Genomic DNA, 6,364 nt, shown 5'->3' on the forward strand with positions numbered 1-6,364 from the left:
GTTCAGACCTTGGGTTGCTCATGGGTGGCACAATGGATACCACCGCCAACCTCACCCACTGGATCGATATTCAATGTAACAATCTCCCGACCGGGATACAGTTTTGCAAGAATAGCAGCAGCCCGTTCATCGGCTTTACGATCCCCGAACTCGGCAGCTATCACCGCGCCGTTACAAACGTAGTAATTGACATAGGAAGACACGAAATCGTGGCTTTTCGAGCGGATATTATAAGGCTCCGGCAGAATAACTATATCGAGTTTGCGACCCTCAGCATCGGTGGCTGCGGCCAGAATGTCGTGCGTTTCGAAGGCAGCAGCCGACCAGGGGTCGTCGGGATCGATCTTATCTCCCATCTGGATTACCAGCTGTCCCGGCTTAACAAAACGGGCAAGCGCATCGATATGATAATCGGTGATATCGGCACCAATGATTCCGGGCGCCCAGATCATCTTGCGGGCGCCCATCGTATCCAGCAGCATCTTCTCGATTTCCGCTTTGCTGCCCCGATTGCGATTGCCATTGACGAAGGTGCTTTCATGAGCGATCAGCGTGCCATGGCCGTCGGTTTCAACACCGCCGGCTTCCCCCACCAGCCCGGTGTCGAAAACCTGCAACCCCAGCCGTTCGGCTATCCGCGCGGCGATCTGACCGTCTGCCCCATGGGTCTGCTTGTTGCCCCAACCGTTGAAGTTGAACTGCGTGACGGCGAGACCACCCTTGCCATTCACGACAAAGGAGGGACCGGAATCACGGCACCACAAATCATCGGTCGGAATGTCCCATAATTCCACATTGCGCGACACCAGCTTGCGAACTGCGCGGTGGTGCTGTGCCGCCGCCAGCATCACGACCGGCTCGAATTCAGCAATGGTGTTGGCGATTTTCGCGATCGTTTTCTGAATGTCATCCAGAAAATCAGGATCGTCATAGACCGCCAGATTCACCGGCCATTGCATAAAAGTGCGTTCATGCGGTTCTGTTTCTTCCGGATACCAAAAACCGGCAGAACGAGCCGATTGACCTTCAGCCTGCCCTCTCTGTGACTGCGTAGACATAGCAACGGCAGCAGCGGCAGCACCCAACAAGGTTTGGCGACGGGTCATCATCGTATCACCATGAAAATAAAAAGGAAAAAATGTATTTTAGAGCATCTTTATATACGGTAGAGCGACCCGGTCTTGCTGTCAACAAAGGCCCGCTTCTCCGCGACACGTAAACCATGCTAGAAGCGTATCATGACTGTGTTATCCGCCGTTACTCCCGTCTATCACCCTCCGCTGGAACCCTACCTCTCGATCCTTCATCGCGATGCAGGCTTTCTCGTGCTGGATAAGCCGAGCGGCCTCTTATCCGTACCGGGGCGTCACCCTGCATTGTCGGACAGTCTCGCAACACGCGTTCAGGAACAGTTTCCGCAAGCCCAGATGATCAATCGTCTCGACAAGGACACGTCGGGCCTTGTGCTGATGTCGCTCAACCGCAAGGCACATGCTGCCATCGCCTCGCAGTTTGAAGCGCGGACGACGCAAAAATCCTACGTTGCAGTGGTCTGGGGGCTTGTTGAAGATGACGAAGGGCTGATCAACCTGCCTCTGGCCATAGACCCCGACAACAAACCGCGTCATCGTGTCGACCGTGAAAATGGCAAACCAGCACAAACCCGCTGGCGGGTTCTGGATCGAGACCAGAACACAACGCGTCTGCGGCTCCATCCCCTCACAGGGCGCACGCACCAGCTGCGTGTACATATGAAAGCGCTCGGCCACGTGATCCTTGGCGACGAATTCTATGCCGAAGGTGAAGCGCTGGCTGCTGCAGATCGCCTTCTGCTGCACGCGGAAGAATTGTCTTTTCAGCATCCCGATGGTCGTTCCGTGACCTTTACCGCGCCCTGCCCCTTCTGAGAGCATCCATGTCGCAGAAAATCGATACATCGGAACTGGTCGTTGATTTCGTCGGAGGCGCTGTCGGCCACCGGTTTCGTTCCGGCGAAGGACGCGGACAGGCTCTCGCCAAGGCCGCAGGTCTGACACGCGATGCCACGCCGGAAATCGTGGATGCGACGGCGGGGCTCGGACGCGACGCATTTCTGCTGGCATCGCTGGGTGCAAAGGTAACTTTGATCGAGCGTTCCGAAAAGATGCACGCTCTTCTCGCTGAAGGGCTGGCGCGCGCTGCTGAAGAAGGCGGTCGCTATGCCGAGACTGTCGCGCGCATGACACTTCTGCTGGGTGATTCCAGCCTGCTCCTGCCGGATCTGAAGCCGCAGGTCGTGCTGGTTGACCCGATGCACCCTCCGCGCGGGAACAGTGCGCTCGTCAAAAAGGAAATGCGGCAAATCCGCGAGATCGTCGGCACAGATCCGGATGCCGAAAGACTGATGCAAGTGGCGCTGGAAGCCGCGCAGAACCGCGTGGTGCTGAAATGGCCCCTGCGTGCCGACCCAATGGTCGGATTGCGCAAACCTTCCCACCAGATACTCGGCAAAAGCACGCGCTATGATGTGTTCGTCAAAGCCAAGCTGAGTTGAACATCATGCAGCAATTATGACTGGTCGCTCCCGCCTGTAGTGGATCCGCGCAACATTTCGCCGGAATAGACACTGAGGCCATTGCGCCCTTTCGCCTTGGCGTCATACATGGCCGCATCCGCAGCCGCCAAGAGTTCCCCCGCCGCACCGCCATGTCTTGGGAAACAGGCGACGCCGATACTGCAGGTGACCTCCAGACATGCCCCGTCCAGTTCGACCGGCTCGCTGATCTTCCGCCTGATTTCGTCCAGCCGGGAGCAAAAATCACCTTCATCCGCCTGCAAAACCAGAATGAATTCATCGCCTCCCATGCGACCGGCTAGTTCACCGTCGCGCAGGAGCACCGAAATCCGCCCGGCAATCCGTTGCAGGAGCTTGTCTCCCGCTGCATGGCCGAGCGTATCATTGACCGGTTTGAACTGATCCAGATCGAGAAAGCCAACAGCCACCCTTCGAGATCGGGAAGCTGCCTGTTGGAGAATCTCGTCGAGCCTTCGCTCCAGGAAGGCCCTGTTCGCCAGTCCCGTCAGCGTATCGTGTTCGGCCAGATAGCGGATGCGCTCATCGGCAATGCGCCTGTCTATGGCAATGCCGGTCAGCCTCGCTGCAGTAGTGAAAAACTCCCTGAGATCAAGGTCTTTCGAAGCGTCAACATCGGCCACCAAGCCTAGAAAACCGTGCCCCTCAGCGTCCGCAGACGGAATCTCGATGCAGAATATGGTTTGGCTGTCTGGAAGCAATGTCCTCAACACCACTTCGAGACTCGCGGCCGAAATCGATTCAAGCCTACCTCTCAAACCAGTCACCAGTTGAGGCAGCGAAGGCGCGGATATGACGACTTCGTCAGTCGTTTCCCCGGTAACCATGGCAACACAGTGAACACCAGCTGTAATATCTTCCAGCAAATGTGCCAGCTGATCGACAAATTCCGGTATGGCAACCGCGCTTACCGTCATCTCCAGAATACGGGCCTGAACCTGCATGAAGCGTTCAGCCCTTTTCTTGATAGAAATGTCACGAGACACACCCACAACGCCGATAATATTGCCGCTTCTATCGCGCAAAGGCACGCGCGAGATCATGAGCCAGCGATCAGCTCCGCCGCGCATGGCGCGTTCTTCATAACCGAGATCCGGCTGGCCGCTTTCCATGACCTGCTTTTCGATTTCGGAAATGCGAGCAGTGATCGCAGCTTCACCATGAATTTCGAAGTCGGTCAGTCCGACCAGATCTCTGATGTCCGACAGTCCGTTGTTGCGAACCACAGCATCATTGGCAAACAGAAACCGACCCTGCAGGTCCTTGGCATAGATGAAATCTGGCACGTGATTGATCATTGCGACGAGCCAATTGAGCTGCTCTTCGCCTGCACAGGCGTGGTCGCCCGGGTTCAGTTGTGATGGCTGACACCCCGCTTGAGCAGGATGTAGATCACCCTCATTCTTATCGGCATCTTGCAATGCCTTATTTGCCAGACCTTTCATGGATAGAGCCCCTCCATGCTTTCATGACCATATTAGCAATCTTTTGATTAGTGGGAATGGCATAAAACGGTCGTACCATCGCTTTGCGTCACATCCGATACTCTTTTCCGTGACTTTACGTGTGGTGTGCAAACTGCCAACATCACTCCGGAGTACAACCATTTAGGTTTCCGGTAACGGGGACGAACATCCAGTTTCATTTAGGCAGTTCTTTCACAACAAAACATTCCGATGACGAGGTCTCATGAAACAAGGCATCGACCTGACAACAGCCCCGATCAATCAGGCTTTGCTGCTTTTTGCGTTGCCGACGCTTGGCTCTTCCATATTGCAATCGGCCAACGGTTCGATCGATACGATCTGGATCGGCCAGTTGCTGGGCGAGAATGCACTTGCTGCTACGACAAACGGCAACCTGGTCATGTTTCTGCTAACCGCCTTTGTCTTTGGTTTCGGCATGGCATCGACGATCCTGATCGGACAGGCATTCGGGCGGCGTGATGTCGAGACAGCGCGCGCAATAGCGGGCACCACGGTTGGTACTTTCGTGCCGCTTAGCATTGTCGTCGCCATCATCGGCTGGCTACTCGCCCCAAAGGTGTTGGATTTGCTCGGAACGCCTGAAGCAATTGAACCGCTGGCGCGCGCGTTTCTGCAAGTTACGTTCCTCGCCATGCCGGCGATTCTGATGCAGACGACATTGATGATGGCATTGCGCGGCAGCGGCGACGCCATGACCCCGCTCATATTCATGGGAATGGCCGTTCTTTTGGATATAGCGCTCAATCCCCTTTTCATTCTGGGCTGGGGGCCGTTGCCCGCACTAGGTATCGCAGGGTCTGCCCTGGCGACGGCTGCCGCCAATTACATAAGCCTCGCAGCGATGCTTTATTATATCTACTACCGTGATCTGCCTTTGCGCCTGCGCGGCGAGGAATTATGGCTTCTAGTTCCGGACCGGGAATTACTGCGGCTGATCTTCACCAAAGAACTGCCAATGGGCGTCCAGATGATTGTGGTTTCCAGTTCGATGCTGACCATGATGCGGCTGGTCAATCAAGAGGGGGTCGATACGACAGCCGCCTTCGGCGCTACGCAGCAGCTCTGGACTTATGTGCAGATGCCGGCAATGGCGCTTGGCGCCGCTGTCAGCGCCATGGCTGCCCAGAATATCGGTGCGGGAAAATGGGATCGCGTGAGTTCGATAACGCGTATAGGGGCGATTTATGCAGTTCTGATGACGGGAGCCCTGGTTGTGCTGCTGCTTCTCGCGGATCGACAGGCCATGCAGATATTTCTCGGCGCGGACAGTCCGGCAATCGCGATCGGCCAGCACATCGGACAGATCGCGACCTGGGGCTTCATCGCCTTCGGCGTATCGATGGTTCTTTTCGGAACTGTAAGAGCAAACGGCCAGGTTATCTGGCCGCTCATCATTCTCTTCGTATCCATGTACCCGGTGCGTCTCGGTGTCGCCATTGGTCTGCGTGAACAGTTTGGTTCCGATGCGCTCTGGCTGAGTTTTCCAGCTGCAATGGTATCAACCCTGCTGATGGCGACGGTCCTTTATTTTCACGGCGGATGGAAAAAGAACTCATCGATGCATATCGACGCCCACGAACTTCAAGGGGAAGCGGCTTGTGTATCGCAATCGACAGAAGCCGCCCCATCGAGCAACGCGCTTGCTCCCAATGCTCCGCTTGTGGTGGAAGTCGAGCCAGGGACGTAAAGTTCCTGTTCAACCGATGGACCGCATACAGTTCACGCTCCGTCAAGGCTACACAAACGATAGGCTGGTTGGGTTATTGTTTCACAAGCTTCACCTGCAAGGGCACGGGGCGTGACACGATCCCCGTCTGTACGACGAAAGGAATCCTTCATGCTCCAACTAAGACCTATGCGAGAGGATGAGTTCCCGACTTATCTCGGCTATTTCATTCCTGACTACGCAGCGGAGGTTGCATCAAGTTATCGTCTTTCCGACGTAGCCGCTCTTGATCAGGTAAAACGAGAAATGGCTTCGGACTTGCCAGACGGTGTCAATACGACTGACCAGATCTTGCTGTGTTTGATCGACCCTGCCTGCAGTCCGGAAAAGCTTCTCGGCTATCTCTGGTACAAACAGGATCCAGCGAAACAGGTAGCATTCATTATGGACTTTTACATCTTTCCCTCTTTACAGGGGAAGGGATACGGCAAGCTGGCCTTAACAACCCTGGAGGTCGACTTAAAGCGTCAAGGCTTTCAGCAAATCAAGCTCCGCGTCGCCGCTGACAACGCGCGTGCGAGGCATGTTTATGATGCTACGGGATTTCATGTGACGGGTATCAATATGAATAAGTCCCTC

6 protein-coding genes are annotated in these 6,364 nt (G+C 55.4%); 4 read left to right on the forward strand and 2 right to left on the reverse strand.

Annotated features, from left to right (window positions below; translation table 11 throughout):
• Window positions 1-2 precede the first annotated feature (2 nt).
• Window positions 3-1,109, reverse strand: coding sequence for an agmatine deiminase family protein (locus tag CES86_RS09510; RefSeq protein WP_094514249.1), 1,107 nt, complete (start codon window positions 1,107-1,109; stop codon window positions 3-5).
• 129 nt (window positions 1,110-1,238) lie between these two features.
• Here CES86_RS09510 and CES86_RS09515 point away from each other — a divergent pair, with 129 nt between their 5' ends.
• Together CES86_RS09515 and CES86_RS09520 are read left to right on the forward strand one after the other, a co-directional pair.
• Window positions 1,239-1,907 (forward strand): pseudouridine synthase, encoded by a 669-nt coding sequence (locus CES86_RS09515; protein WP_094514250.1) that lies wholly within the window; start codon window positions 1,239-1,241, stop codon window positions 1,905-1,907.
• An 8-nt stretch (window positions 1,908-1,915) separates the two neighbouring features.
• Window positions 1,916-2,533, forward strand: a complete 618-nt coding sequence (locus CES86_RS09520) for a class I SAM-dependent methyltransferase (protein ID WP_012091216.1) — start codon at window positions 1,916-1,918, stop codon at window positions 2,531-2,533.
• Between the two features lie 14 nt (window positions 2,534-2,547).
• Here the strand turns inward: CES86_RS09520 and CES86_RS09525 are convergent, their stop codons facing one another.
• Complete coding sequence (locus tag CES86_RS09525) at window positions 2,548-4,017, reverse strand: diguanylate cyclase domain-containing protein (RefSeq protein ID WP_094514252.1); 1,470 nt, start codon at window positions 4,015-4,017, stop codon at window positions 2,548-2,550.
• A 244-nt stretch (window positions 4,018-4,261) separates the two neighbouring features.
• Here CES86_RS09525 and CES86_RS09530 point away from each other — a divergent pair, with 244 nt between their 5' ends.
• Window positions 4,262-5,746, forward strand: coding sequence for an MATE family efflux transporter (locus tag CES86_RS09530; RefSeq protein WP_094514253.1), 1,485 nt, complete (start codon window positions 4,262-4,264; stop codon window positions 5,744-5,746).
• 150 nt (window positions 5,747-5,896) lie between these two features.
• The coding region (locus CES86_RS09535) for a GNAT family N-acetyltransferase (protein ID WP_094514254.1) at window positions 5,897-6,364 on the forward strand (468 nt) is incomplete at its 3' end.

This window comes from Brucella lupini (genome assembly GCF_002252535.1).
Taxonomy (GTDB): domain Bacteria; phylum Pseudomonadota; class Alphaproteobacteria; order Rhizobiales; family Rhizobiaceae; genus Brucella; species Brucella anthropi.

Coding starts and splice junctions, on each gene's coding strand:
- CES86_RS09520 (WP_012091216.1), top strand. CDS start 1,916: ATGTCGCAGAAAATCGATACATCGGAACTGGTCGTTGATTTCGTCGGA.
- CES86_RS09525 (WP_094514252.1), bottom strand. CDS start 4,017: ATGAAAGGTCTGGCAAATAAGGCATTGCAAGATGCCGATAAGAATGAG.
- CES86_RS09510 (WP_094514249.1), bottom strand. CDS start 1,109: ATGATGACCCGTCGCCAAACCTTGTTGGGTGCTGCCGCTGCTGCCGTT.
- CES86_RS09515 (WP_094514250.1), top strand. CDS start 1,239: ATGACTGTGTTATCCGCCGTTACTCCCGTCTATCACCCTCCGCTGGAA.
- CES86_RS09530 (WP_094514253.1), top strand. CDS start 4,262: ATGAAACAAGGCATCGACCTGACAACAGCCCCGATCAATCAGGCTTTG.